Origin of the sequence: Afipia sp. GAS231, assembly GCF_900103365.1 — a bacterium.
Classification (GTDB): domain Bacteria; phylum Pseudomonadota; class Alphaproteobacteria; order Rhizobiales; family Xanthobacteraceae; genus Bradyrhizobium.
Map to the genome: position 1 here is coordinate 4,523,132 of NZ_LT629703.1, position 22,552 is coordinate 4,545,683.

Consider the following 22,552-nt stretch of genomic DNA (forward strand, 5'->3'; position numbering starts at 1 on the left):
GCCGATCGTTGCACACAGGGTTGGGTAAATATCTTTCAAAAAGCTGCTATGGAAGTATTTTAGGCTTAAACTATTTTATAGAATGGCGATGCTCTTGGTGATAGCGAGTGAGTAGGTAACATTCTCGCATGCAACGGAGACAGCATCGTTATGTCCGCGTCGACCGATTTGGCAGTAATCATCGTCAGCAGTTCCACCGCTCGTAATCTTGAGTTCTATAGTGCTGTGGACCATACGCGTCTGAAGAAAATCGAAGGCCTCCTTGCCGAACCTCACGAGATCGCGCTCGATCCCACGCGCCGCCTTGCCTACATCACGCACACCTACCGTGCCGGTGCCTACGGCGAGCGCAACGAAAAAGCGCACGAGATCAGCATTATCGACGTCGATCGGCAGGAGATTACTGGCATCATCAACATCGCGCCCTACAAGGCGCCTCACGACATTGAGTACGATCAGTTGCGTGACCTCCTATATGTCGGCGTTGAGGATATAGACGGTCGCAATGGGCTAGTCATGATAGACCCAACCGAGCGCAAGATCGTCGGCAACGTGCCGCTGTCGGCGCCCAACGCTCACTGGCTCGCGGTGACGCCTGCCGGCAAGGTCTACGTAACCCATAAAGAAGCTCCGGTCGTCTCGGCTATCGACCCTACAGCGCGAGAGGTGGTGGCGACTATCCCTATGCCGGGCGGGGCCGAGGAGCTCGATGCTGACCCGAGCGGCGACTACGTCTATGTGGTGACGCCCAAGGTGAAGTACGAAGTTGGTGCTCCTGGACAAATCTTCCGCGTTCCGCTCCGCGACGGCGATGTCGTCCCGCGCTTAGTAAAGATCGACACGCGGACTGACGAAATCGTTGGCGAGATTGAGTTCGACGACTACAATTCCGGAATTCGCGTCACCACTGATGGGCGGGTCCTAGTTACCCGTATGCGCTTCCTTGATCGCGGCGTCGAAAGTCCTCCTGGCGCGCCGCGCGCGCTTCCGAACGGGGAACTCATCGTGGTGGACGGCAAGACAATGACTGTGCAGGGGAGAGTCGACGTCGGTCCTATGCCTATTACCGTTCGGGGTTCGGCGGATGCCTCAAGGGCGTGGGTGTCCAACCTAGGCAACGGTAAGGTAAGCGTCGTCGACCTCGCCGAGGTGCGGGTCATCGCGGAGCTCCACAACAATGTCGGTCGCGGCTACGGCGGGACGCACGGCCTCACGTTTGTGCCGCCCGGCAAGGCGCCGCGTGCAGGCGGTCAAGCTGAGGCGAAGCGTGAATGAGAAAATTCTGATTGTTGGTGCGGGCCCCGTCGGGTTGTGGCTTGCGGCTGAGTTGCAGCTCGCTGGGGTCAAAGTTCGCATTGTCGAGCGGGCAGCCGAGCGCCGTCTAAACTCGAGGGCGTTCACTGTCCAGCCGCGCACCTTGGAGGTGCTGGCGATGCGCGGACGTGAGCAGCCCTTTCTCGATGACGGCTTGCCGATCCTCAGCAGCCATTTCGGTGCACTAACGAGCCGACTTGATTTTCGATCGCTCGATACGCGATTTCCGTTTGTGTTGATGCATCCTCAGTCTGAGACCGAGCGGAAGCTCGAGAACATAGCGCTTGAGCTTGGCACCAGGATCGACCGCAATCATACGGTAACCGCGGTGAGCCAGGATCCCGATGGCGTGGACGTTGATGTGGTTGGTCCGCGCGGTGCGGAAAAAATCCGAAGCGAGTACGTCGTCGGTTGCGACGGCGCTTCGAGCTTTGTTCGTCGTGCCATCGGCGTCGAATTCCGGGGCACCGATTCATCCGTTTATGGATTCCTTGGAGACGTGACGGTGGATGATCCGCCGCCGCCAGGCTTCAACGTCAACTCGACCGGCGGCATGCTGATGATCATCCCCAAGCCGGGGGACAGCGTGCGCATCGTGGGCATTGACGCAACCCAGCAGCAGGGCAACTCCAAGCTCGAGTACTCGGAGTTTCGGGAAAGCGTGATTCGCCTGGCTGGCACCGACTTCGGAATGCGCGACCCGGTCTGGCTGTCGCGCTACGGAGACGCCAGTCGCCAGGTGGCCTCTTACCGCAGCGGACGCGTCCTGTTAGCCGGCGATGCGGCCCACGTTCATTTCCCGGCCGGTGGGGTCGGCCTCAACGTGGGTGTCCAGGATGCCATGAACCTTGGTTGGAAGTTGGCCGCTCAAGTGCAGGGCCGGGCACCGGAGGGCCTTTTGGACAGCTACCATGCAGAGCGATGGCCGGTTGGTGACGCGCTTTTGCAGAGCACCAAAGCCCAGGTCGCACTCATCTACGCTACCACTCCATCGGCGCAGGCGTTGCGCGGACTCTTCAACGAACTCGTCGCTCTTAATTCGCAGGTCTCGCTCGAACTCGCCCGCCGCTCGTCGGCTCTCGATGTCGCTTATCCTCCCGCGAGCAAGGATTCTCACGCTATCACCGGCAAACGGGCGCCCGACCTTCAGCTGACGGGAATAGACGGGCAGAGCACCAGTCTCTACCGCCTGCTTCATGGTGGGCAGCCGCTCCTCATGCATCTTCGAGGAAGCGAGGCACCGCGCTCAGGGCTCGACGTGATCGACAGTGTCCGTGTCTGGTCTGGACGCGTCGTCGAGACCGGACAGCCAGATTGGGCGGGTCTGCGGGCAGTCTTGGTCCGTCCCGACGGTCACGTCGCATGGGCCGCCGAGCAGCCCGCCGAGACAAACGCCGGCATTCTGTCCGGCGTGATCCGAGTTAGTGAACGTAATTCTCTTCGATGTGATCTACCGTTAAGTCACGACCCGCCACGAGATTAAGCAGTGTCGAGCCTGTGACCGTTCTTCTGCCAACGAACATCCAGATTACAGGAGGATAGATTGATTAATCTTACATTGAACGGAAAATCCAGAGCGCTTGACGTTGATCCTGATATGCCCCTGCTTTGGGCAATTCGCGATGTCATCGGCCTGACGGGGACGAAATATGGTTGCGGCATCGCTCAATGTGGCGCTTGCACGGTCCATGTCGATGATGTTCCTGTTCGCTCCTGTCAAACCGCGATTGGCGATGTGGCGAACCGATCCGTTGTGACGATTGAAGGCCTGTCGAACAAAGTTGGGCAAACGGTTCAAAGGGTTTGGACTGAATTTGACGTTCCGCAGTGTGGTTATTGCCAGTCAGGACAGATCATGTCAGCGACAGCACTTTTGTCGCAGAATCCGAAGCCGACCGACAATGACATTGATTCAGCGATGGCCGGAAATCTCTGTCGCTGTGCTACCTACCATCGCATTCGTGCAGCAATTCATGAGGTAGCTCACCGTTTGGGGAGGAAATAATGCAGTTGCATTTGAGAAACACCGTACACGCGTCACGCCGACAATTCATGCTTGGCACGATAGCCGTAGCGGGACTCGCAGTTGGCTATCGGCTGACCGTGGCCTCGCCGGCTGCCGGACAGGCCGGGGGCTCAACGCTCAACGATGTTCAGGCGTACGTCGAGATAACGCCCGAGAACCGAATTCGGATTCGAACCGCTCAGCATGATATGGGGCAGGGCGTCCACTTCGGCATCGCGACCCTCGTGCTGGAAGAACTTGGTGGCGATTGGTCGCAGGTGGAAGTGGTCGGTGCTTACGGGGATCCAAAACACTACGGCAATACTGCACTGGGTGACGGCTCGTTCGAAATCACGGGTGGCTCTACCTCGATGCTGATATCCTGGCAACGTTACCGCAAGGCCGGAGCTGCCGCACGAATGATGCTAGTGGCAGCGGCGGCCAAACAATGGAAGGTCGCGGAGCGTGAAATCAGCGTCGCCAATGGCGTGATCGTGCACGGATCGAAAAAGGCTTCCTTCGGCGAGCTCGCGGCCGCCGCTGCCGAGATGCCTATCCCCGTCGATGTTCCGCTGAAACCGAAAGCGGCATGGACGAAGATCGGTGCGGAAAACGTCCGCCGCTTCGACTCAGCGCGCAAAACTAATGGAACGCAGCTCTATCCTATCGATCTGAAGATGGAAGGCATGCTTACGGCCGTCATCATTCACGCTCCGAAGTTCGGCGCTACGGTGAAGAGCTTCGATGCAAGCAAAGCGAAATCTGTTGCTGGTGTGGTCGACGTGGTGCAATCAGCGCGTGGTGTGTCGGTGGTTGCCCGCGACATGTGGTCCGCACTGAAGGCGCGGGATTTGGTATCGGTACAATGGGACGAAACCGCCGCGGAGCAGCGCGGATCGGTGGAACTGATCGCTGATTTCAAAAAGGTTGCGGCGGGAACGCCGGCGGCAATCGCGCGCAATGACGGTGATGCGAACGCCGCATTAAAGACAGCCGTCCAAAAGGTCGAAATCATTTACGAATTCCCGTACCTCGTTCATGCTCCGCTTGAGGCTCTCAACGCGGTGGTGAAGATCAGCGACGGTGGGGTCGAAATTTGGTCGGGTATTCAACATCCCGGCCTGATCCAGTATGCCGTTGCTGGTATCGCTCAGGTCCCACCAAACAAAGTGAAGTTGCACTTGATGAATACGGGCGGGGGATTTGGTCGCCGCGGTCCAATAAATGTCGACTGGATTGTCGATGCAGTAAGCACGGCAAAAGCGCTGGGCACGGATAAGCCGATCAAGCTGCAATGGACTCGCGAAAACGACATCAAAGGTGGCAACTACCGACCGGCCTTCGTGCATTCGTTTAAGGGCGGTCTCGACGAAGACGGGCGCCTTGTCGCGTTGCAGGACCATATGGTTGGACAATCGATCCTTAGTGGCACGATATTCAAGCAGATTGTCGCAAATGGCGTCGACCCGAAATCTGTGGAGGGGATCGATAATCTGCCATATGAAGTGAAGAATCTTAATGTCGGCATTACGGACGCGGAAAGTAAAATCCCTGTGCTTTGGTGGCGCTCAACTGCTAACGGACACACAATCTACGCGCTCGAGACCTTTATCGACGAACTGGCGAGTTTGGCGAAGCGCGATCCGATAGAGTTCCGCCTATCCATGCTTAAAGGGCATTCTCGTCACGCAACTGTGCTGCGACTTGCCGCGGAAAAGGCAGGTTGGGACAGGCCGCTACCAAAAGGTCGCTACCGCGGCGTTGCCGTTTACGAAAAGATCCCAGCGCATGGGCAACCGGGCACCTTCGTTGCGCAGGTGGCCGAAATTACTTTCAATGGCGGTACTGACTTTTCCGTTGACCGTGTAGTTTGCGCGGTTGATTGCGGCATTGCTATCAATCCAGATCAGATCCGGGCGCAAATGGAAGGTGCCGTGGGCTTTGGGCTCGGCGCTATCCTTCAGGAGGAACTGACCTTGACCAATGGGGTGGTTGACCAGGAAAATTTTGATACCTACACGCCACTGCGGATCAATCAGATGCCCAAGGTTGAAGTGCATATTGTTCCATCCGAGGAGCCGCCCACCGGCGTTGGGGAGATGGGCGTGGCCCCCGTCGGCCCCGCAGTCGCCAACGCTCTAAGGGCGGCCACCGGCAAGACAATACGCGTTCTGCCCATCAAGAAGGGTCTCTTGGCTACCTAGCCGTCTACGAGCTCGTCGGTTCCGCCTAAAATAGCGGAGCCGACAGAATTGATAGCTCTGATCGATCGATGCCGGTCGGTACGGGCGTCGGCGGATTGCTGATGGAAATCGTCGCGAGGCCGCAGCTGCGCTTAGCTGCCGGCACCGCGGCAAACATAACGCCGCCTTGTGGGCTTGGCTCTTCAGCTTAACGTGCAACAGCGCCGCCAAGCGCTTCATTACCCTGATCGATACGCTCTACGGCAATGGTGTGAAGCTGATGGCGTCCGCCGCGCGGTTTGCCAATTTTCGGGCAGCTTTGCCGCCAGCCGGATTATTGATCCATCACCGACTTGAGCGGGTGCGGCGAACGAGCTAACAGCCCCTCAAGACGTCCTTGCAAGACATGCAAGACTTTACGGCAAGTTTCCCTCCCTCCTCCCGCTGGGTTCAAAGGACAGATTTCCATGGCACGCAACAAGATTGCTTTGATTGGCTCCGGTCAGATTGGTGGAACGCTCGCTCACCTGGTCGGGCTGAAGGAATTGGGCGATGTGGTGTTGTTCGACATCGCGGAGGGTGTGCCCCAGGGAAAATCGCTCGATATCGCCCAGTCGTCGCCGGTGGACGGCTTCGATTCGTATCTGACGGGCGCCAATTCCTATGAGGCGATCGATGGCGCCGACGTCGTCATCGTCACCGCGGGCGTGCCGCGCAAGCCCGGCATGAGCCGTGACGATCTGCTGAGCATCAATCTCAAGGTCATGGAGCAGGTCGGCGCCGGCATCATAAAATACGCCCCCGAAGCCTTCGTGATCTGCATCACCAACCCGTTGGACGCAATGGTCTGGGCGCTGCAGAAAGCCTCGGGCCTGCCCAGCAAGAAGGTGGTCGGTATGGCCGGCGTGCTGGATTCGGCGCGCTTCCGTTATTTTTTGGCCGACGAGTTCAACGTCTCGGTCGAGGACGTCACCGCCTTCGTGCTCGGCGGCCACGGCGACACCATGGTGCCGCTGACGAAATATTCCACCGTGGCGGGCATTCCGCTGCCTGATTTGGTGAAGATGGACTGGACCTCGCAAGCCCGCATCGACGAGATCGTCGACCGCACCCGCAACGGCGGCGCCGAGATCGTGAATCTCTTGAAGACCGGTTCGGCGTTCTATGCGCCGGCCGCCTCCGCGATCGCGATGGCCGAGAGCTATCTGAAGGACAAGAAGCGCGTGATGCCCTGCGCCGCCTATCTCAACGGCGAATATGGCGTGAAGGACATGTATGTCGGCGTCCCGGTGGTGATCGGCGCCAAGGGCGTCGAGCGCATTGTCGAGATCGAGCTGTCCGGCAAGGACCGCGAGGCGTTCGACAAGTCGGTCGCCTCGGTGCAGGGCCTGGTCGACGCCTGCCGCAAGATCGCGCCGGATCTGCTTAAGTAAGTCGCTTAACGTCGCTGCTTAAGCGGCCCAAGCATTCGGATTGAAGTCTTCAGGAGCAATCGATGAATATTCACGAGTATCAGGCGAAGGCGTTGTTGAAGGAGCTCGGCGTGCCGGTGTCGCGCGGCGTGCCGATCTTCAAGGCTTCCGAAGCGGAAGCGGCTGCGAAGGAACTCGGCGGTCCGATCTGGGTGGTCAAGAGCCAGATCCACGCCGGCGGCCGCGGCAAGGGCAAGTTCAAGGAAGCCTCGGCCGGCGACAAGGGTGGCGTTCGTATCGCCAAGTCGGTCGCCGAGGTCAACGAGTTCGCCAAGCAGATGCTGGGCGCAACCCTGGTCACGATCCAGACCGGCGCGCACGGCAAGCAGGTCAACCGCCTCTACATCGAGGACGGCTCCGACATCGACAAGGAGTTCTATCTCTCGATCCTGGTCAACCGCGAAACTAGCGAAGTCTCGTTCGTGGTCTCGACCGAGGGCGGCGTCAACATCGAGGACGTCGCACACAACACCCCTGAGAAGATCATCACCTTTTCGGTCGATCCGGCGACCGGCATCATGGGCCATCACGGCCGCACGGTGGCGAAGGCGCTCAATCTAACCGGCGATCTCGCCAAGCAGGCCGAGAAGCTGGTGGCGCAGCTCTACAACGCCTTCACCGCCAAGGACATGGCGATGCTGGAAATCAATCCGCTGGTCGTCACCAAGCAGGGCCTGTTGCGCGTGCTCGACGCCAAGGTGTCGTTCGACGACAACGCGATGTACCGCCATCCGGAAGTCGCAGCACTCCGCGACGAGACCGAAGAGGACGCCAAGGAAATCGAGGCGTCGAAATACGATCTCAACTACGTCACGCTCGACGGCACCATCGGCTGCATGGTCAACGGCGCCGGCCTTGCGATGGCGACCATGGACATCATCAAGCTCTACGGCATGGAGCCGGCGAACTTCCTCGACGTCGGCGGCGGCGCCAGCAAGGAAAAGGTGGCCGCGGCGTTCAAGATCATCACCGCCGATCCCAACGTGAAGGGCATCCTGGTCAACATCTTCGGCGGCATCATGAAATGCGACATCATCGCCGAAGGCGTGGTGGCCGCCGTCAAGGAAGTCGGCCTGAAAGTGCCGCTGGTGGTGCGGCTCGAAGGTACCAACGTCGACGCTGGCAAGCAGATCATCCGCGACTCCGGTCTCAACGTCGTGGCCGCCGACAATCTCGACGATGCCGCGCAGAAAATCGTGAACGCTGTGAAGGGGAAGTAAGCGATGTCCGTTCTGATCGACAAGAATACCAAAGTCATCTGCCAGGGCTTTACCGGCAAGAACGGCACGTTCCATTCCGAGGCCGCGATCGCGTACGGCACCAAGATGATGGGCGGCACCTCGCCGGGCAAAGGCGGCGCTGTGCATCTCGGATTGCCGGTGTTCGACACCGTCGCCGAAGCGCGCGAAAAGACCGGCGCCGACGCGTCGGTGATCTATGTCCCGCCGCCGGGCGCGGCAGATGCGATCTGCGAAGCGATCGATGCGGAAATTCCGCTGATCGTCTGCATTACCGAAGGCATTCCGGTGCTCGACATGGTCTGGGTGAAGCGCTCGCTGAGCGGATCGAAATCGCGCCTGATCGGGCCGAACTGCCCGGGCGTGATGACCGCGGGCGAGTGCAAGATTGGCATCATGCCGGCCAATATCTTCAAGCCCGGCAGCGTCGGCATCGTCTCGCGTTCGGGCACCTTGACCTATGAAGCCGTGTTCCAGACCACCCAGGAAGGCCTCGGCCAGACCACCGCGGTCGGCATCGGCGGCGACCCGGTCAAAGGCACCGAATTCATCGACGTGCTGGAGATGTTCCTGGCCGCCCCCAAGACCACCTCGATCGTCATGATCGGCGAAATCGGCGGTTCCGCCGAGGAGGACGCCGCCCAGTTCATCAAGGACGAGGCCAAGCGTGGCCGCAAGAAGCCGATGGTCGGTTTCATCGCCGGGGTTACCGCGCCTCCCGGCCGCCGCATGGGCCATGCCGGCGCTATCATCTCCGGCGGCAAGGGCGACGCCGGTTCCAAGACCGTGGCGATGGAAGCCGCGGGGATTACCGTGTCGCCGTCCCCGGCGCGCCTCGGCAAGACGCTGGCGGAGCTGCTGCGCAAGTAACGCAGCTTTGACCCGTGCGGTGCCGGCGACCGCGACGGCTTGAAGCCGTTCGGCGGCTAAAAAAAGGCAAGAAATCTGCAAGAAATCTACAAGGCTCCGGAGACGCTCCGGGGCCTTTTTCTTTTCCAGCGCTTCGTCGTGCGTGAAGAATTCCCAAGTCGTTGATTTGGAATCTGGAAACGGCACGCTGCGGCAATCGAGTTTGCTGGGAATCGGGCCTGCGGAAGGGGATTCCTTGCAAAATTGATTTGTGATTCACTCGCCTTTGAAGCTTTGGCGGGGGACCAGATGCAGCCACGGGAACGGCGGGAGACGGGAGAGCAGGACCTGTTCCGTTCCCGGCTCGACCAGATCATCGACATGAAGCACGGGACGAAGAGTGCCGAAGACTTTAGATCGGTTCATTTCTGCTACGAAGATCATTCAGCGGACTTTATTTAGTGTGTGGCGCCCCGGGCGCTCCCATCGTGTACGCTTCGCGTCGGGTCAAATCAAATCGCCGACGCAGCGAAGACGAATGTCAGCAGGGCACCTATCTTGACCAACGTTTCTGTCAAGATAGACGTGATGCCTTACATCGCGGCGCTTCGAGACCACCGCGATCACAGAGCCGGCGGTCTCGTCGCGTGACTGGGGGGCATCGGACTTCGACAATGACCCTGAAAAGGCTAGTCTATGCGTGGGCCGAATGGGAGGGGTCAGATGCCTTCGCCCCGCTTGTGATCCAGGCGATCACTGCTGTCATCAGGAAAAAGATTACGATGCCAGCGACCATGACGGCGACGAAGGCGCTGTCGAAGGCCGCTTTTGCCTGAGTGACCAATTTCACTGCTCCGTCGCCGGACATGTGTTCGGCAAGCAGTAACGCTTGATCGAGGCTGTCTCTGGCGAGAGCCGGGTCATGAAGTCCCTGCGGTAGTACGAGAGTAGTTGCATAGACGAACGACAGGACGCTACCCATGATGGCGATGCCAAGCACACCGCCGAGTTCAAAAGCGACGCTCTCGATCGAAGCGGCCATGCCGGCCTTGTCTTCCGGCGCGTTGATCATGATGGCGGTTGAGGCCGTCGCCGACCCCAAGCCTACACCGAATCCAAATATGGCAAGGCTCACGACTTGCTCGACAAGGCCGCTGTCACGGAAGATGGTATAGCCGATGAGGCCAATCGCGGCGATGACCAGACTCGCCCAGAGCGCCCGACCGACGCCTATTGTGTGCAGCACAAGTCCGCTGAGGGGACCTGCAATAAAGGACGCGATCGAGACAGGCAGTATGAAAACGGCCGCGTAAAGCGGCGAATAGCCGATCACAAGCTGCAGACGCTGTGTGAGCGCGAGTTGTACACCCATACCCGCCACAGTTGCAACGAGTGCGGTAAGCGCGCCAGATGTAAAGCGCTCGTTTTTGAACAGCGCGAAGTCAATCATAGGACTTGCCGAGCGGCTCTGCCGGCGAACGAACAGGACCCCGAACGTGATGCCGATGAAGATCGCGAAAGCGGCGTCTAGCCATTTTGCGTCCGGCTTTGCGACTTCCATCAGTCCATAGAATAAGCTGACCATTGCGGCCACGGCGAGAAGCGAATTAACGGGATCAAGTTGCCTCCCCAAGTTGCCTTTTTCAGAAGGAATTGCGAGCGGAGTCAGGATAAGGGCGATCAACACCACGGGGACGTTGATGAGGAAGACGGAGCCCCACCAGAAATGGCCCAGCAAAGCGCCGCCAATCAACGGACCGACCGCGAAACCACCGGAAAAGACCGAGGCCCAAATGCCGATTGCGAACGCGCGATCTTTGTCGGTCGTGAACGTTAGTCGCAGGAGCGAAAGTGTGGCTGGCATCATCATGGATGCGCCGACAGCAAGGAAAGCGCGGGCCGCGATCAGCGTGTTCGCAGAAGGCGCATAAGCCCCGACTAGAGAGGCAAGTCCGAAAGCGACGAGGCCCCAAAGAAAGGTCCGGCGGTGACCAACCCGGTCGCCAAGCGCACCCATAGTTGGGAGCAGGCCTGCCATTACAAGCGGAAACGCGTTGACGATCCAGAGTTTTTGATTGTTGCTGGCGCCAAGATCGTGGGTCAGCCGCGGCAAAGCCGTATAAAGTACCGTCATATCAATGCTAATGAGAAAAAGTGCGGTTGAGACGACGACCAACACGAGCCATCTATTGTTATTGTTGTAAAGCATCATTCACCAGAAGTTGGATGTGACGGGGTCGCGCCGCGCTAAGCGCAGATGTTTATATACATACGTATGGAATTAAAAAGAAGGATAGAAAATGGCTGGCCGACGTCGCTCCATTGATCGCGAACAGGTACTCGACCTTGCTGAAGCCATTGTGAGCGAAAAAGGGCCCGCAGCTCTTACGATCGATGCCGTCGCTAAGGCCGCCGGTATTACCAAGGGCGGTGTCCAGTATTGCTTCGGCAGTAAAGATCAGTTGCTGGATAAAATGTACGAGCGGTGGATGAATGACTTTGAGGCCAGGGTCTCGGCGATAGCGGGGGAGAATCCTGATCCAGCGACCGCAATGCGCGCTTACATAGCTGCCGGGCGAGGAGAGTTTAACGCAAAGTCTTGGAGCCGTTCATCGGTGATGCTCAACCTTTTGATGCTCCAACCTGGGCGGTTGGCGCAATATTGGAAAGTCAATCAGACGCGCCTTGATGCTCTCGATCTATCTACGGAAGAGGGTCGAAGTTTGGCTCTCGCCTTTGTCGCGTCGGAAGGCGCGTTTTTCCTTCGCGGCTTCAAGGTTCTCGAATTCTCAGAAGCAACGTGGAATGCAATAACAAATCAGATCGTGAACATCCTCGAACGATCGTCAGGAGAATTACCGGCTAGCAAAAGAGCGAGAGGAATGTGATCGCGGACGAGCAAAGGATCGCCGGTGGCAACGCTCTATTGCGTTACGCGGAACAGATTTTGTGCGGATGAGCGCCACGACCAGGTCAGCTAATGCCTTAACAGCAAGCTCAAGGCCCCATCGTGATCTTGCTGACGTCGCAGAGGCTCGTATTGCATATCATGATTTTCGGAGCTGAACTAATCCGGTAGTTGGGCTGAGTGCGGCTTCTATTTGCAAAAGCCCGACGAAAGCGCCCCAATATTTCGGCGTCTTTAGCTCTGTAGGCGCCGATACCAGTTGTTTTGCGCGGTCGCGCCTACCGGCGAGCATGTGCCGAAATCGTCTTGCTTTGCAATGTGTTAGGGGCCAACCAAAATTGGCGTCAATATTTGTTTGATACTTAAACATTTTAAGTGTAAAGGAAGTTTTCGAGTGCATCAGATGGCCACAAGCAATTGGCCGATGTTCGTGAGGGGCGCGCATGAAGATAGTCTGCATTGGGGGCGGCCCCGCCGGCCTATACTTCGGGCTGCTCATGAAGAAGCTTCATCCGTCGCATGACGTGACAGTGGTTGAGCGCAACAAGCCCTACGACACCTTTGGTTGGGGCGTCGTGTTCTCGGATGCGACCATGGAAAACATGGAGCGCTGGGACCCCGAGACCTGCGGAGAAATCCGCCAGTCCTTCAGTCACTGGGATGATATCGACCTGTTGTTCAAGGGCGGGCGTATTCGTTCCGGTGGGCACGGCTTTGTGGGAATCGGCCGCAAGAAGCTGCTTAACATTCTGCAGGCCCGTTGCGAGCGGCTGGGCGTGAAGCTCGTTTTCGAATGCGAAGCCGGCTCAGACGAAGATTATTCTGACGCGGACCTTGTGATTGCCAGCGACGGCATCAATTCGAGAATCCGGGAAAAATACGCGGCCACCTTCAAGCCGGATATCGTCGTGCGTCCTAATCGCTTCATCTGGCTTGGAACACACAAGTTGTATGACGCATTCACGTTCGACTTCCAGCGCACCGAACACGGCTGGTTCCAGGCCCACATCTACAAATTCGACAAGGAAACCTCGACGTTCATTGTCGAGTGTCCGGAACACGTCTGGCTTGCCCATGGTTTGGATAAGGCCGACCAGGATCAGTCGATCGCCTTTTGCGAGAAGCTGTTTGCGGACAATCTCGAGGGCGCCAAGCTGATGAGCAATGCGCCCCATCTTCGTGGATCGGCCTGGTTGAATTTCCAGCGGGTCGTTTGCGAACAATGGTGGCTGAAAAACCGCAATGGCAGCCATGTGGTGCTCATGGGCGACGCTGTCCACACTGCGCACTTCGCCATTGGTTCGGGCACCAAGCTTGCAATCGAGGATGCGATTGAGCTGGCCCGCCAGTTCAAAATTCATGGCGACAAGCCCGAGAATATTCCGGGCGTTCTCGCGCAGTATCAGGAAGCCCGTCGCATCGAGACGCTCAGGCTGCAGAACGCGGCCTGGAATGCGATGGAATGGTTCGAGGTTTGCGGGGAACGCTATTGCGACCAGCTTGAGCCCGAGCAATTCATGTACTCAATGCTGACCCGCAGCCAGCGGATCAGTCACGAGAATTTGCGACTGCGTGACAAGGGGTGGCTTGAGGGGTACGAGAAATGGTTCGCGGCGCGCACTCCGTTGGAGCGGGCGCCATCGCTGCGTGCTCTGCCGCCGATGTTCACGCCCTTCAAGCTGCGTTCGGTGACACTGAAGAACCGGGTCGTCGTCTCCCCGATGGCGCAATATTCCGCCGTCGATGGCATTCCCGGTGACTATCACCTGGTGCATCTGGGCGCCCGAGCGATGGGCGGCGCCGGCATGGTGGTCGCCGAAATGACCTGCCCAAGCCCGGAAGCGCGCATTACGCCCGGCTGCCCCGGCCTGTGGAACGACGAGCAGATGCAGGCCTGGAAGCGCATCGTGGACTGGGTGCACGGCATTTCTGATGCGAAGATCGCTATGCAGATCGGGCATTCCGGCGCCAAGGGTTCGACCCGCCGCCCATGGGACGGCATCGATAAGCCGTTGCCCGAAAGCGGTGGCGAACCGAACTGGCCGCTCGTCAGTGCCTCTCCGCAGCAATACCTCGAAGGCGAAAGCCAGTTATCGCGCGCCATGACGCGGGACGAGATGGATCGCGTCCGCGACGAATTTGTCGTCGCGACGCGCCGCGCCGGACAGGCCGGGTTTGACTGGCTCGAACTGCACTGCGCGCACGGCTATCTGCTCTCGAGTTTCATTTCCCCGCTGACCAATCACCGTGACGACGAATATGGCGGCTCGCTGCAGAACCGGCTGCGTTACCCGCTGGAAGTGTTCCGCGCGGTACGCGCCGCATGGCCGGAACATCTGCCAATGTCGGTGCGAATTTCCGCCCATGACTGGGTGGAAGGCGGCATCACGCCGGCGGACGCGGTTGAAATCGCCAAGGCATTCAAGGCGGCGGGGGCGGATCTGATCGACTGCTCGTCAGGCCAGGTCAGCAAGAAGGAAAAGATTACGTTCGGACGCATGTTCCAGACTCCCTTCGCCGACCGGGTGCGGCAGGAGGCCGGAATTGCGACGATCGCGGTCGGGGCGATCAGCGAAGCTGATCATGTGAACTCCATCATCGCGGCCGGCCGCGCCGACCTGTGCGCCGTTGCGCGACCGCATCTGGCCAATCCGGCATGGACGCTGACCGAATCTGCGAAGATTGGCTTCACGGAAGTGAGTTGGCCCCAACAATACCGCTCGGCGAAGGTCCAGATGGAGGCAAACTTCGCCCGCGAGAAGGCGATGGCTGCACTGCCTGTGCCCGAAAAGCTCTGACGTCGATGGTCGACGGTATCGTTTCATCCCTTGCCGGCCGACGTGCGGTTGTGACCGGCGCCGCTCGCGGCATCGGTGCGGCGATCGCGCGGCGTCTAGCCGCGGATGGCGCGCACCTCACGCTGCTCGGACGGCAGGAAGGGCCCCTGCAGGAGCTTGCCGCCGAACTTCCTGCTTCCGCTGAGCCGCAAGTGATCGTCTGCGACGTCGCTGATCCGGCGGTGGTTAAGCTGGCGTTCGGAAAGATCTCGGGCGGCACCGCGCACATCCTGATCAACAACGCGGGGCAGGCGGCGAGTGCGCCGTTTGGCCGGACCAGTGACGAATTGTGGCAGCGGATGCTCGCGGTCAACCTGACCGGTACATTTCTATGCGCGCGCGCGGCGCTGCCGGGAATGCTTGCGGCCCGGTGGGGCCGCATCGTGAATATCTCCAGCACGGCAGGCCAGCGCGGTTACGCCTATGTCAGCGCCTACGCGGCGGCTAAACACGGTGTCATTGGCTTGACCCGCTCGCTGGCGCTGGAAGCTGCCTCCAAGGGCATTACCGTCAACGCGGTGTGCCCGGGGTACACAGAAACCGACCTGTTGCGCGAGAGTATAGATAATGTCGTCGCCAAGACCGGGCGCGGTGCCGAAGAAGCGCGCGCCGAATTCGCGCGGCACAATCCACAGGAACGGATCATCCAGCCCGAAGAAGTCGCCAGCACCGTAGCCTGGCTGTGCAGTTCCGGTGCGAGCGCCATCAATGGCCAGTCGATCTCCGTCAGTGGCGGCGAGGTAATGTGAGATGGAAAAGCCGCCTAAATTGAAGTTGGCGGATGCGCTGGACGAAAACAGCATCGGGCGCGAGGCCCGCGCGCAGTCGACTGACCATGGTGTGGTTAAGTTATGGTTGCGGCTGCTCTCATGCAGCACCCAAATCGAGCAGGAAATACGTAGCCGCCTGCGTAAGCGCTTCGAGACAACCTTGCCTCGCTTCGATTATCTTGCCCAGCTCGAGCGCTACCCCGAAGGCCTGCGGATGAGCGCGCTTTCGCGATACCTGATGGTGACCGGCGGTAATGTAACGGGCCTTACCGATCAATTGGTGGCCGATGGCTGGGTCGAGCGGGCGTCTGATAGCTTCGACCGCCGTTCGATGATCGTCAAGCTCACCGTCGCCGGCCGCAAGCAATTCCTGCTGATGGCCGAAGCGCATGAGGCCTGGCTGGTGGAAATGCTCGACGGCCTCGGCATCGACCAAAGGGACGCGCTCCACGAGCTCCTTGGTCAGTTTCGAGTTCATCTGTCCCGAAAGGAAATCGACGCTCCCAGTGAGAGATCGAGCAGTCCAGGCAAGCCCCGCCGGAACAATCGCAAGGAAATTCGATGACCTCGCATCTCGATCCCGCGTTGGTGGAAGGTAATCGCCGCCAGTTCAACGGCTATCGAGCCGTGAATTTCCGCTGGCAGGTGGAAGGCGGCGTTGCCACCATCGCCCTCAACCGTCCTGAGCGCAAGAACCCTCTCACCTTTGCGAGCTACGCGGAGCTGCGTGATCTGTTTCGTCTGCTTGCCTATGCAACCGACGTGCACGCCGTCGTGATTGCGGGGGCCGGCGACAATTTCTGCTCTGGCGGCGATGTGCACGAGATCATTGGCCCCTTGGTGCAGCTTAGTGCGCCGGATCTGCTGACGTTCACACGCATGACCGGCGATCTCGTGCTTGCGATGCGCCGCTGTCCGCAGCCCATCGTGGCGGCGGTCGATGGCGTATGCGCCGGTGCCGGCGCGATTGTCGCGATGGCGAGCGATCTGCGTCTGGGCACGGCGCGAAGCAAGGTCGCCTTTCTGTTCAATCGGGTGGGCCTGGCGGGCTGCGACATGGGAGCCTGCGCGATTCTGCCGCGGATCATTGGTCAAGGTCGTGCCAGCGAACTGCTCTACAGCGGTCGCTCACTGGGTGGCGAGGAGGGGGAACGCTGGGGCTTCTTCAACCGACTTGTGACGCCGGAGAATCTTCTGACGGAGGCAGCGAGCCTGGCCCGTGATTTCGCGGCCGGTCCCACCTTTGCCAACGGGATCACCAAGACCATGCTGCACCAGGAATGGTCCATGACGATCGAGCAATCGATCGAGGCTGAAGCGCAGGCGCAGGCGCTGTGCATGCTCACCCAGGACTTCAAGCGGGCTTATGAGGCTTTCGTCGATCGTCGCAAGCCGGCATTCGAAGGCAATTGAGAGGGACATGACATGACCGATACAAGCTATCTGGACTGGCCATTTTTTGAGCCGCGTCACCGTGAATTGGCGTTGACGCTGGATGCATGGGCCAAACGCTTAGTGTCGCAACACCATGGCCATGACATCGATGCCGAATGCCGAGCGCTGGTGCGTGCTCTGGGGGCGGACGGCTGGCTGAGCAATGCCGTCGGCGGTCGCGAATGGGGCGGCGCCACGGATGCCATCGATACGCGCGCGATCTGTCTGATCCGCGAGACGCTGGCGCGCCATTCGGGCCTCGCCGACTTTGCATTTGCCATGCAGGGTCTGGGTTCCGGCGCGATCAGTCTGGCCGGCACCGACAAGCAGAAAGCACGCTACCTGACGCGCGTTGCGCGCGGTGAAGCGATCGCGGCATTTGCTCTCTCGGAGGCTGCGGCCGGTTCGGACGTCGCCGCCATGAGTTGCGCCGCAAGGGCCGACGGCAGCGACTACGTGCTCGATGGCGAGAAGACCTGGATATCGAATGGTGGTATCGCCGATTTCTACGTTGTTTTCGCGCGCACCGGCGAGGCGCCAGGGGCGAGGGGTATCAGCGCCTTCATCGTTGATGCCGACACGCCGGGATTCGAGATCGCCGAGCGTATCAATGTCATCGCGCCGCATCCGCTGGCGCGCTTGCGATTTACCAATTGCCGCGTGAGCGAGACGCAGCGCGTGGGTGCACCGGGCGAAGGATTCAAGGTGGCGATGCGCACGCTCGACGTGTTCCGCACGTCGGTTGCGGCGGCTGCTGTTGGGTTCGCGCGTCGCGCATTGGCCGAGGGGTTCGCGCGGGCCACGAGCCGCAAGATGTTCAATGGCGTGCTATCCGATTTCCAGCTCACTCAGGCCAAGTTGGCGCAGATGGCGACTACGATCGATAGCGCCGCCCTTCTGACCTATCGCGCTGCCTGGCAGCGCGACCAGGGCCGCAATGTCACCAAGGAAGCGGCGATGGCTAAGATGGTGGCTACTGAGGGTGCGCAGCAGGTTATTGACGCCGCGGTGCAGCTCTGGGGCGGCCTGGGCGTGGTTTCCGAAATGCCCGTCGAACGTTTGTACCGCGAGATCCGCGCGCTGCGGATCTATGAGGGCGCCACCGAAGTACAGCAGCTGATCATCGCGCGCGAGTTGTTGCGCAGCGTCAGTCAAAGTCCCGGCTAGTGGTTCCGATTGAATCAGAATCGACGCTCTCTAGTTTGAAGTGTCTTCCTGGCGCGAACCGGCATCCACTTCGCTTGGAAATGCTCTGGATCGAACTGCCGTAACGAGGTCTTTCATGCCCAGTGCCCACATAGACACCTTCGCTCGCGACAGGTTGCCTGCCCCGGAACTGCAGCCGGAGTTCCTGTTCGAATTGCCGGAGCTGACGTTTCCGGAGCGGATGAATTGTGCGACCGAGCTTCTCGACCGCCATGTTATCGAAGGACGCGGGGAACGCGTCTGCATCCGCGCGCCCGGTCTGACCTGGACTTATAGTGACTTGAAGGACAAGGCTGATCGTATCGCGCATGTGCTGGTCAATGAGATGGGTCTCATTCCGGGCAATCGCGTGCTGTTGCGCGCGCCCAACAATCCGATGCTCGCGGCTTGCTGGTTTGCTGTAATCAAGGCCGGCGGCATTGCGGTGGCAACCATGCCGTTGCTGCGCGCCAAGGAATTGAAGGCTATCATCGACATCGGTCAGGTCAGTCACGCGCTGTGTGACGCCAGCCTGGCGGACGACATGCGTGAAGCTTCGCAGGCTTGTCCGGACATGCGCTGGATGCGTCACTTCAACTATGATGGCCCGGATAGCCTCGAGCACGCCATGGAGCGCTTTTCCCCCCCGTTCGAGAACGTCGACACCGCCTCGGACGACATCTGCTTGCTGGGCTTTACGTCGGGAACCACAGGCGTGCCGAAGGCAACGATGCATTTCCATCGGGATATTATGGCAAGCTGCCGCTGCTGGCCGCCGCACGTGTTGCGCGCGATGCCTGACGACGTGTTCATTGGCAGCCCGCCCCTGGCATTTACCTTCGGCCTGGGTGGCATGCTGCTTTTCCCGATGTCGATTGGCGCCTCGACGGTATTGCTCGAAAAGTGCAGCCCTCCGCAATTGCTCGACGCTATCAAGGAATTTGGCGCCACCGTGCTATTCACGGCGCCGACATCGTACCGGACCTTGGCGGCACGCGGTGTGGAGCTGCGCAGGACGCCGCTGCGCAAATGCGTCTCGGCCGGCGAGGCGTTGCCGGCATCGACGCGGGCGTTGTGGAAGGAGGCGACCGGAATCGAATTGATCGACGGCATCGGCGCGACCGAGATGCTGCACATCTTCATTTCAGCTGACGAGGCGAACGCACGGCCTGGCGCCACGGGACTTCCCGTGCCCGGCTATCGGGCCGAAGTGGTTGACGACAACGATCACGAAGTGCCGCCCGGCGTGGTTGGAAAGTTGCGCGTAAAGGGACCGACCGGCTGCCGCTATCTCGCTGACGATCGCCAGAAGAGCTATGTTCGGAATGGATGGAACTACACGGGAGACGCCTATATGCGCGACGCCGACGGCTATTTCTACTACCACGCGCGCACCGACGACATGATCATTTCGGCTGGATACAACATTGCTAGCCCTGAGATCGAGGACGCCTTGATGCTGCATCCGGCGGTGGCCGAATGTGGTGTGATTGGCGAGCCGGATGAAGAACGCGGTCAAATCGTCAAGGCCTTTGTCGTCCTGAGGCCCGGCCATGTTGCCGACGAAACGATGGTCAAAACGCTGCAGGATTTCGTCAAGAAGACCGTGGCGCCCTATAAATATCCGCGCGCGGTGGCCTTCATCGAGAAGCTGCCAAGAACGCAGACGGGGAAGCTGCAGCGGTTCAAGCTGCACGATTTTCACTAGCCCTATCGGCAATACCGGTGACCCCGACCTTCGCACCCACTTTGTCGGAGCCTGACGTGGCAAACGAACCTATCCGGCGTTCACGTTTTGAAAGAACGATGCGTATTCGCTTCAGCGACTGCGACCCGTCCGGCATCGTGTTTTTTCCGCAGTATTTCGTCCGCTTGAACGGTCTGGTCGAGGATTGGATCACGGATGGTCTCGGTATTTCCTATGCCGACCTGATTGGCAGCCGCCGCATCGGCATGCCAACCGTGAGCTTGCAGACCGACTTTCGCGCCATCAGTCGCTTGGGCGACGTCGTCTCTTTCGGTCTCCAAGTGGAAAAAATCGGGACACGCTCCCTGGTGCTTTTGCTGTATTGTAGATCTGGTGGCGAGGAGCGTCTCCGGGCGCGCCAAGTCATCGTCACAACAAGCCTTCAAACGCACTGGGCCACGCCAATCCCGCCGGACCTTCGCGTCGCCATTGAACGCTTCTGCGATGCTTGCTCATCGCAAATAACCACTGGATCAACAAGGAAATCAGCGATGCATACATTGTTGCCACAAGGCTGGAAGCGTCCAAAGGGTTACGCCAATGGTGTCTCGGTCACCGGCCGGCAGATCTTCGTGTCGGGTATGATTGGCTGGGACGCCAACGAGGTATTCCACACCGACGATTTCGCAGGGCAGGCGCGGCAAGCCCTGCAGAACATCGTGGCCGTGCTCGGCGCAGGCGACGCAAAGCCTGCGCACATCTCGCGCATGACCTGGTACGTAATGGACAAACGGGAATACCTGACTGCGTTGCCTTCCATCGGCGCGGCGTTTCGCGAAATTATCGGCAGTTATGACATCGCCATGACGGCGGTTCAGGTCAGCGCGTTGATGGACGACCGCGCGAGAGTTGAAATCGAAGTCACTGCCGTCGTGCCTGAATGACAACGCGGGTCGTGCAAATGTCCACGCAAAATGTTGAGGAGAACCTGACATGAGTTCGTCACATGCCGCATTCGATTGGTCCGATCCCCTGCATCTCGGTAACCAGCTGAGCGAGGATGAGCGAGCCGTGCGCGATACCTCGCAGCAATATTGCCAGGATAGGCTGCTTCCGCGTGTGCTTGAGGCCTTCCGCCACGAGCGCACCGATATCGCGATCTTTCGGGAAATGGGCGAATTGGGTCTGCTCGGTGCGACTATTCCTGAAGGGTATGGCGGCGCGGGGCTGAATTATGTGAGCTACGGGCTCATTGCACGAGAGGTCGAGCGGGTGGACTCCGGCTACCGCTCCATGATGAGCGTGCAGAGTTCGCTGGTGATGGTGCCAATCAACGAATTCGGAAACGAAGCCACCAAGCAAAAATTTCTGCCCAAGCTCGCCAGTGGAGAGTGGATCGGGTGTTTCGGCCTGACGGAGCCCAACCATGGCTCGGATCCCGGCAGCATGGTCACGCGCGCGCGCAAGGTAAGCGGTGGATACTCTTTATCCGGCGCGAAAATGTGGATCACGAACAGCCCGATCGCGGATGTTTTTGTCGTTTGGGCCAAGGATGACGAGGGCTCGATCCGTGGATTTGTGCTGGAGAAGGGGGCCAAGGGTCTCTCGGCTCCGGTGGTGCACGGCAAGGTCGGCCTGAAGGCCTCCATCACGGGCGAGATCGTTCTGGACGAGGTTTTCTGTCCGGAAGAGAATGCCTTTCCCCATGTTCGCGGGTTGAAGGGCCCGTTCACATGCCTCAATAGCGCACGCTACGGCATCGCATGGGGCGCGCTCGGTGCAGCGGAGGATTGCTACCTGCGCGCGCGCCAGTACGTGCTCGACCGCAAGCAGTTCGGCAAGCCTCTCGCGTCGAACCAACTGGTCCAGAAGAAACTCGCCGACATGCTCACCGACATTACGCTCGGCCTGCAAGGCTGCTTGCGTTTGGGTCGCCTGAAAGATGAGGGCGACGCCGCAGTTGAGATCACCAGCATCATGAAACGCAATAGTTGCGGCAAAGCGTTGGAGATTGCCCGAACAGCCCGCGATATGCTCGGCGGTAACGGTATCAGCGACGAGTTTGGCGTCGCGCGGCATCTGGTGAACCTTGAGGTGGTGAACACATACGAGGGCACGCACGACATTCACGCGTTGATACTCGGTCGCGCGATCACGGGCATAGCGGCGTTCTGATACAATCGAAGCGCCTCAGCCGTTAGCGGAAGCGAGCGGAAGGAGGCGGAGAAGAATCGCCAAAGTTTCACCCCTCAGTTTCTACATAATTATGATTCGTCACATCGTTCTGTTCAGCGCCAAAAATGAGGCCGACATCGCACGCGTTATCGATGGCCTCGCGCTTCTCGCCAAGATCCCACACGCGCGTCGATTCGAAATTGCGCGCAATGCAAAAACGGACCAAATTGAAAATAAGATCGATGTCGTCGTCTATGGCGAATTCGATGATGAAACAGCGCTTGCTGCCTATAAAGCACACGCGCTCTATGAAGAAGCCATCAGGCTCGTACGGCCGCTTCGAGAGCTAAGATTCGCCGTGGACTACGACACAGCAAGCGCCGTGCGGTCCATGTGAGATAAGTGGTATCACAAACAGAAATCGCGTCCTCGTGGTGAATTGTTCAGCGCGACGTTGAATTGGAATGAAATGATTTGGTTCGAGGCGCGCACTGT

At 59.4% G+C, this 22,552-nt stretch carries 18 protein-coding genes and 1 pseudogene; 18 read left to right on the forward strand and 1 reads right to left on the reverse strand.

Going from position 1 to position 22,552, the window contains the following annotated elements; genetic code table 11:
• Positions 1-150 precede the first annotated feature (150 nt).
• The 7 genes from BLS26_RS21275 to sucD all read left to right on the forward strand — a co-directional run bounded on the left by BLS26_RS21275 (position 151) and on the right by sucD (position 9,082).
• The gene (locus tag BLS26_RS21275; RefSeq protein ID WP_092514370.1) at positions 151-1,275 is read left to right on the forward strand and encodes a YncE family protein; all 1,125 of its coding nucleotides are present in this window, start codon (positions 151-153) and stop codon (positions 1,273-1,275) included.
• Entirely contained in the window at positions 1,268-2,797 is a 1,530-nt protein-coding gene (locus BLS26_RS21280) for an FAD-dependent monooxygenase (RefSeq protein WP_197681264.1), read from the forward strand. Before BLS26_RS21275 ends, BLS26_RS21280 begins: the two co-directional genes overlap by 8 nt.
• A 114-nt stretch (positions 2,798-2,911) precedes the next feature.
• Positions 2,912-3,319, forward strand: coding sequence for a (2Fe-2S)-binding protein (locus BLS26_RS21285; protein WP_371360998.1), 408 nt, complete (start codon positions 2,912-2,914; stop codon positions 3,317-3,319).
• Entirely contained in the window at positions 3,319-5,523 is a 2,205-nt protein-coding gene (locus tag BLS26_RS21290; RefSeq protein WP_092514376.1) for a xanthine dehydrogenase family protein molybdopterin-binding subunit, read from the forward strand. The genes BLS26_RS21285 and BLS26_RS21290 overlap by 1 nt, the downstream gene beginning before the upstream one ends.
• A 446-nt stretch (positions 5,524-5,969) precedes the next feature.
• Positions 5,970-6,935, forward strand: coding sequence for a malate dehydrogenase (mdh, locus tag BLS26_RS21295; RefSeq protein WP_092514378.1), 966 nt, complete (start codon positions 5,970-5,972; stop codon positions 6,933-6,935).
• A 62-nt stretch (positions 6,936-6,997) separates the two neighbouring features.
• Positions 6,998-8,194 carry an ADP-forming succinate--CoA ligase subunit beta gene (gene sucC, locus BLS26_RS21300; RefSeq protein ID WP_092514380.1) on the forward strand — a complete coding sequence of 399 codons (1,197 nt, stop codon included), beginning with the start codon at positions 6,998-7,000 and terminating at the stop codon, positions 8,192-8,194.
• A gap of 3 nt (positions 8,195-8,197) precedes the next feature.
• Positions 8,198-9,082 carry a succinate--CoA ligase subunit alpha gene (sucD, locus tag BLS26_RS21305; protein WP_092514382.1) on the forward strand — a complete coding sequence of 295 codons (885 nt, stop codon included), beginning with the start codon at positions 8,198-8,200 and terminating at the stop codon, positions 9,080-9,082.
• Positions 9,083-9,755: 673 nt separating this feature from the next.
• On the opposite strand, the gene BLS26_RS21310 is transcribed toward sucD, so the two are convergent.
• Positions 9,756-11,273 carry an MFS transporter gene (locus BLS26_RS21310; protein ID WP_244541644.1) on the reverse strand — a complete coding sequence of 506 codons (1,518 nt, stop codon included), beginning with the start codon at positions 11,271-11,273 and terminating at the stop codon, positions 9,756-9,758.
• Between the two features lie 88 nt (positions 11,274-11,361).
• Here BLS26_RS21310 and BLS26_RS21315 point away from each other — a divergent pair, with 88 nt between their 5' ends.
• The 11 genes and pseudogenes from BLS26_RS21315 to BLS26_RS21365 all read left to right on the forward strand — a co-directional run bounded on the left by BLS26_RS21315 (position 11,362) and on the right by BLS26_RS21365 (position 22,454).
• Positions 11,362-11,949 (forward strand): TetR/AcrR family transcriptional regulator, encoded by a 588-nt coding sequence (locus BLS26_RS21315; protein ID WP_092514384.1) that lies wholly within the window; start codon positions 11,362-11,364, stop codon positions 11,947-11,949.
• Between the two features lie 463 nt (positions 11,950-12,412).
• Positions 12,413-14,767: a bifunctional salicylyl-CoA 5-hydroxylase/oxidoreductase gene (locus tag BLS26_RS21320; protein ID WP_092514386.1), complete on the forward strand. Its 2,355-nt coding sequence runs from the start codon at positions 12,413-12,415 to the stop codon at positions 14,765-14,767.
• Positions 14,768-14,772: 5 nt separating this feature from the next.
• Complete coding sequence (locus BLS26_RS21325; protein WP_092514388.1) at positions 14,773-15,555, forward strand: SDR family NAD(P)-dependent oxidoreductase; 783 nt, start codon at positions 14,773-14,775, stop codon at positions 15,553-15,555.
• A gap of 1 nt (position 15,556) precedes the next feature.
• The gene (locus BLS26_RS21330; protein WP_092514390.1) at positions 15,557-16,141 is read left to right on the forward strand and encodes a MarR family winged helix-turn-helix transcriptional regulator; all 585 of its coding nucleotides are present in this window, start codon (positions 15,557-15,559) and stop codon (positions 16,139-16,141) included.
• Complete coding sequence (locus BLS26_RS21335) at positions 16,138-16,989, forward strand: enoyl-CoA hydratase family protein (RefSeq protein ID WP_092514392.1); 852 nt, start codon at positions 16,138-16,140, stop codon at positions 16,987-16,989. The genes BLS26_RS21330 and BLS26_RS21335 overlap by 4 nt, the downstream gene beginning before the upstream one ends.
• Positions 16,990-17,001: 12 nt before the next feature.
• A complete protein-coding gene (locus BLS26_RS21340) occupies positions 17,002-18,177 on the forward strand; it encodes an acyl-CoA dehydrogenase family protein (RefSeq protein ID WP_092514394.1) in 1,176 nt (391 codons plus the stop codon).
• 220 nt (positions 18,178-18,397) lie between these two features.
• Positions 18,398-19,903, forward strand: a complete 1,506-nt coding sequence (locus BLS26_RS21345) for an AMP-binding protein (protein ID WP_371361000.1) — start codon at positions 18,398-18,400, stop codon at positions 19,901-19,903.
• 98 nt (positions 19,904-20,001) lie between these two features.
• Positions 20,002-20,310: pseudogene (locus BLS26_RS37260) on the forward strand (acyl-CoA thioesterase); the annotation flags it as partial.
• Positions 20,311-20,433: 123 nt separating this feature from the next.
• On the forward strand, positions 20,434-20,826 hold the full coding sequence (locus tag BLS26_RS36835) for a RidA family protein (RefSeq protein ID WP_092518343.1): 393 nt from the start codon (positions 20,434-20,436) through the stop codon (positions 20,824-20,826).
• Positions 20,827-20,875: 49 nt separating this feature from the next.
• Positions 20,876-22,057: an acyl-CoA dehydrogenase gene (locus BLS26_RS21360; RefSeq protein WP_092514398.1), complete on the forward strand. Its 1,182-nt coding sequence runs from the start codon at positions 20,876-20,878 to the stop codon at positions 22,055-22,057.
• Positions 22,058-22,148: 91 nt separating this feature from the next.
• Positions 22,149-22,454, forward strand: a complete 306-nt coding sequence (locus BLS26_RS21365; protein WP_092514400.1) for a Dabb family protein — start codon at positions 22,149-22,151, stop codon at positions 22,452-22,454.
• Positions 22,455-22,552: the final 98 nt, after the last annotated feature.

What these genes read in the sequence shown, in the direction of transcription:
- BLS26_RS21275 (WP_092514370.1), top strand. Translation starts at nt 151, where the DNA reads ATGTCCGCGTCGACCGATTTGGCAGTAATCATCGTCAGCAGTTCCACC.
- BLS26_RS21285 (WP_371360998.1), top strand. Translation starts at nt 2,912, where the DNA reads ATGCCCCTGCTTTGGGCAATTCGCGATGTCATCGGCCTGACGGGGACG.
- BLS26_RS21290 (WP_092514376.1), top strand. Translation starts at nt 3,319, where the DNA reads ATGCAGTTGCATTTGAGAAACACCGTACACGCGTCACGCCGACAATTC.
- mdh (WP_092514378.1), top strand. Translation starts at nt 5,970, where the DNA reads ATGGCACGCAACAAGATTGCTTTGATTGGCTCCGGTCAGATTGGTGGA.
- sucC (WP_092514380.1), top strand. Translation starts at nt 6,998, where the DNA reads ATGAATATTCACGAGTATCAGGCGAAGGCGTTGTTGAAGGAGCTCGGC.
- sucD (WP_092514382.1), top strand. Translation starts at nt 8,198, where the DNA reads ATGTCCGTTCTGATCGACAAGAATACCAAAGTCATCTGCCAGGGCTTT.
- BLS26_RS21310 (WP_244541644.1), bottom strand. Translation starts at nt 11,273, where the DNA reads ATGATGCTTTACAACAATAACAATAGATGGCTCGTGTTGGTCGTCGTC.
- BLS26_RS21315 (WP_092514384.1), top strand. Translation starts at nt 11,362, where the DNA reads ATGGCTGGCCGACGTCGCTCCATTGATCGCGAACAGGTACTCGACCTT.
- BLS26_RS21320 (WP_092514386.1), top strand. Translation starts at nt 12,413, where the DNA reads ATGAAGATAGTCTGCATTGGGGGCGGCCCCGCCGGCCTATACTTCGGG.
- BLS26_RS21325 (WP_092514388.1), top strand. Translation starts at nt 14,773, where the DNA reads ATGGTCGACGGTATCGTTTCATCCCTTGCCGGCCGACGTGCGGTTGTG.
- BLS26_RS21330 (WP_092514390.1), top strand. Translation starts at nt 15,557, where the DNA reads ATGGAAAAGCCGCCTAAATTGAAGTTGGCGGATGCGCTGGACGAAAAC.
- BLS26_RS21335 (WP_092514392.1), top strand. Translation starts at nt 16,138, where the DNA reads ATGACCTCGCATCTCGATCCCGCGTTGGTGGAAGGTAATCGCCGCCAG.
- BLS26_RS21340 (WP_092514394.1), top strand. Translation starts at nt 17,002, where the DNA reads ATGACCGATACAAGCTATCTGGACTGGCCATTTTTTGAGCCGCGTCAC.
- BLS26_RS21345 (WP_371361000.1), top strand. Translation starts at nt 18,398, where the DNA reads ATGAATTGTGCGACCGAGCTTCTCGACCGCCATGTTATCGAAGGACGC.
- BLS26_RS36835 (WP_092518343.1), top strand. Translation starts at nt 20,434, where the DNA reads ATGCATACATTGTTGCCACAAGGCTGGAAGCGTCCAAAGGGTTACGCC.
- BLS26_RS21360 (WP_092514398.1), top strand. Translation starts at nt 20,876, where the DNA reads ATGAGTTCGTCACATGCCGCATTCGATTGGTCCGATCCCCTGCATCTC.
- BLS26_RS21365 (WP_092514400.1), top strand. Translation starts at nt 22,149, where the DNA reads ATGATTCGTCACATCGTTCTGTTCAGCGCCAAAAATGAGGCCGACATC.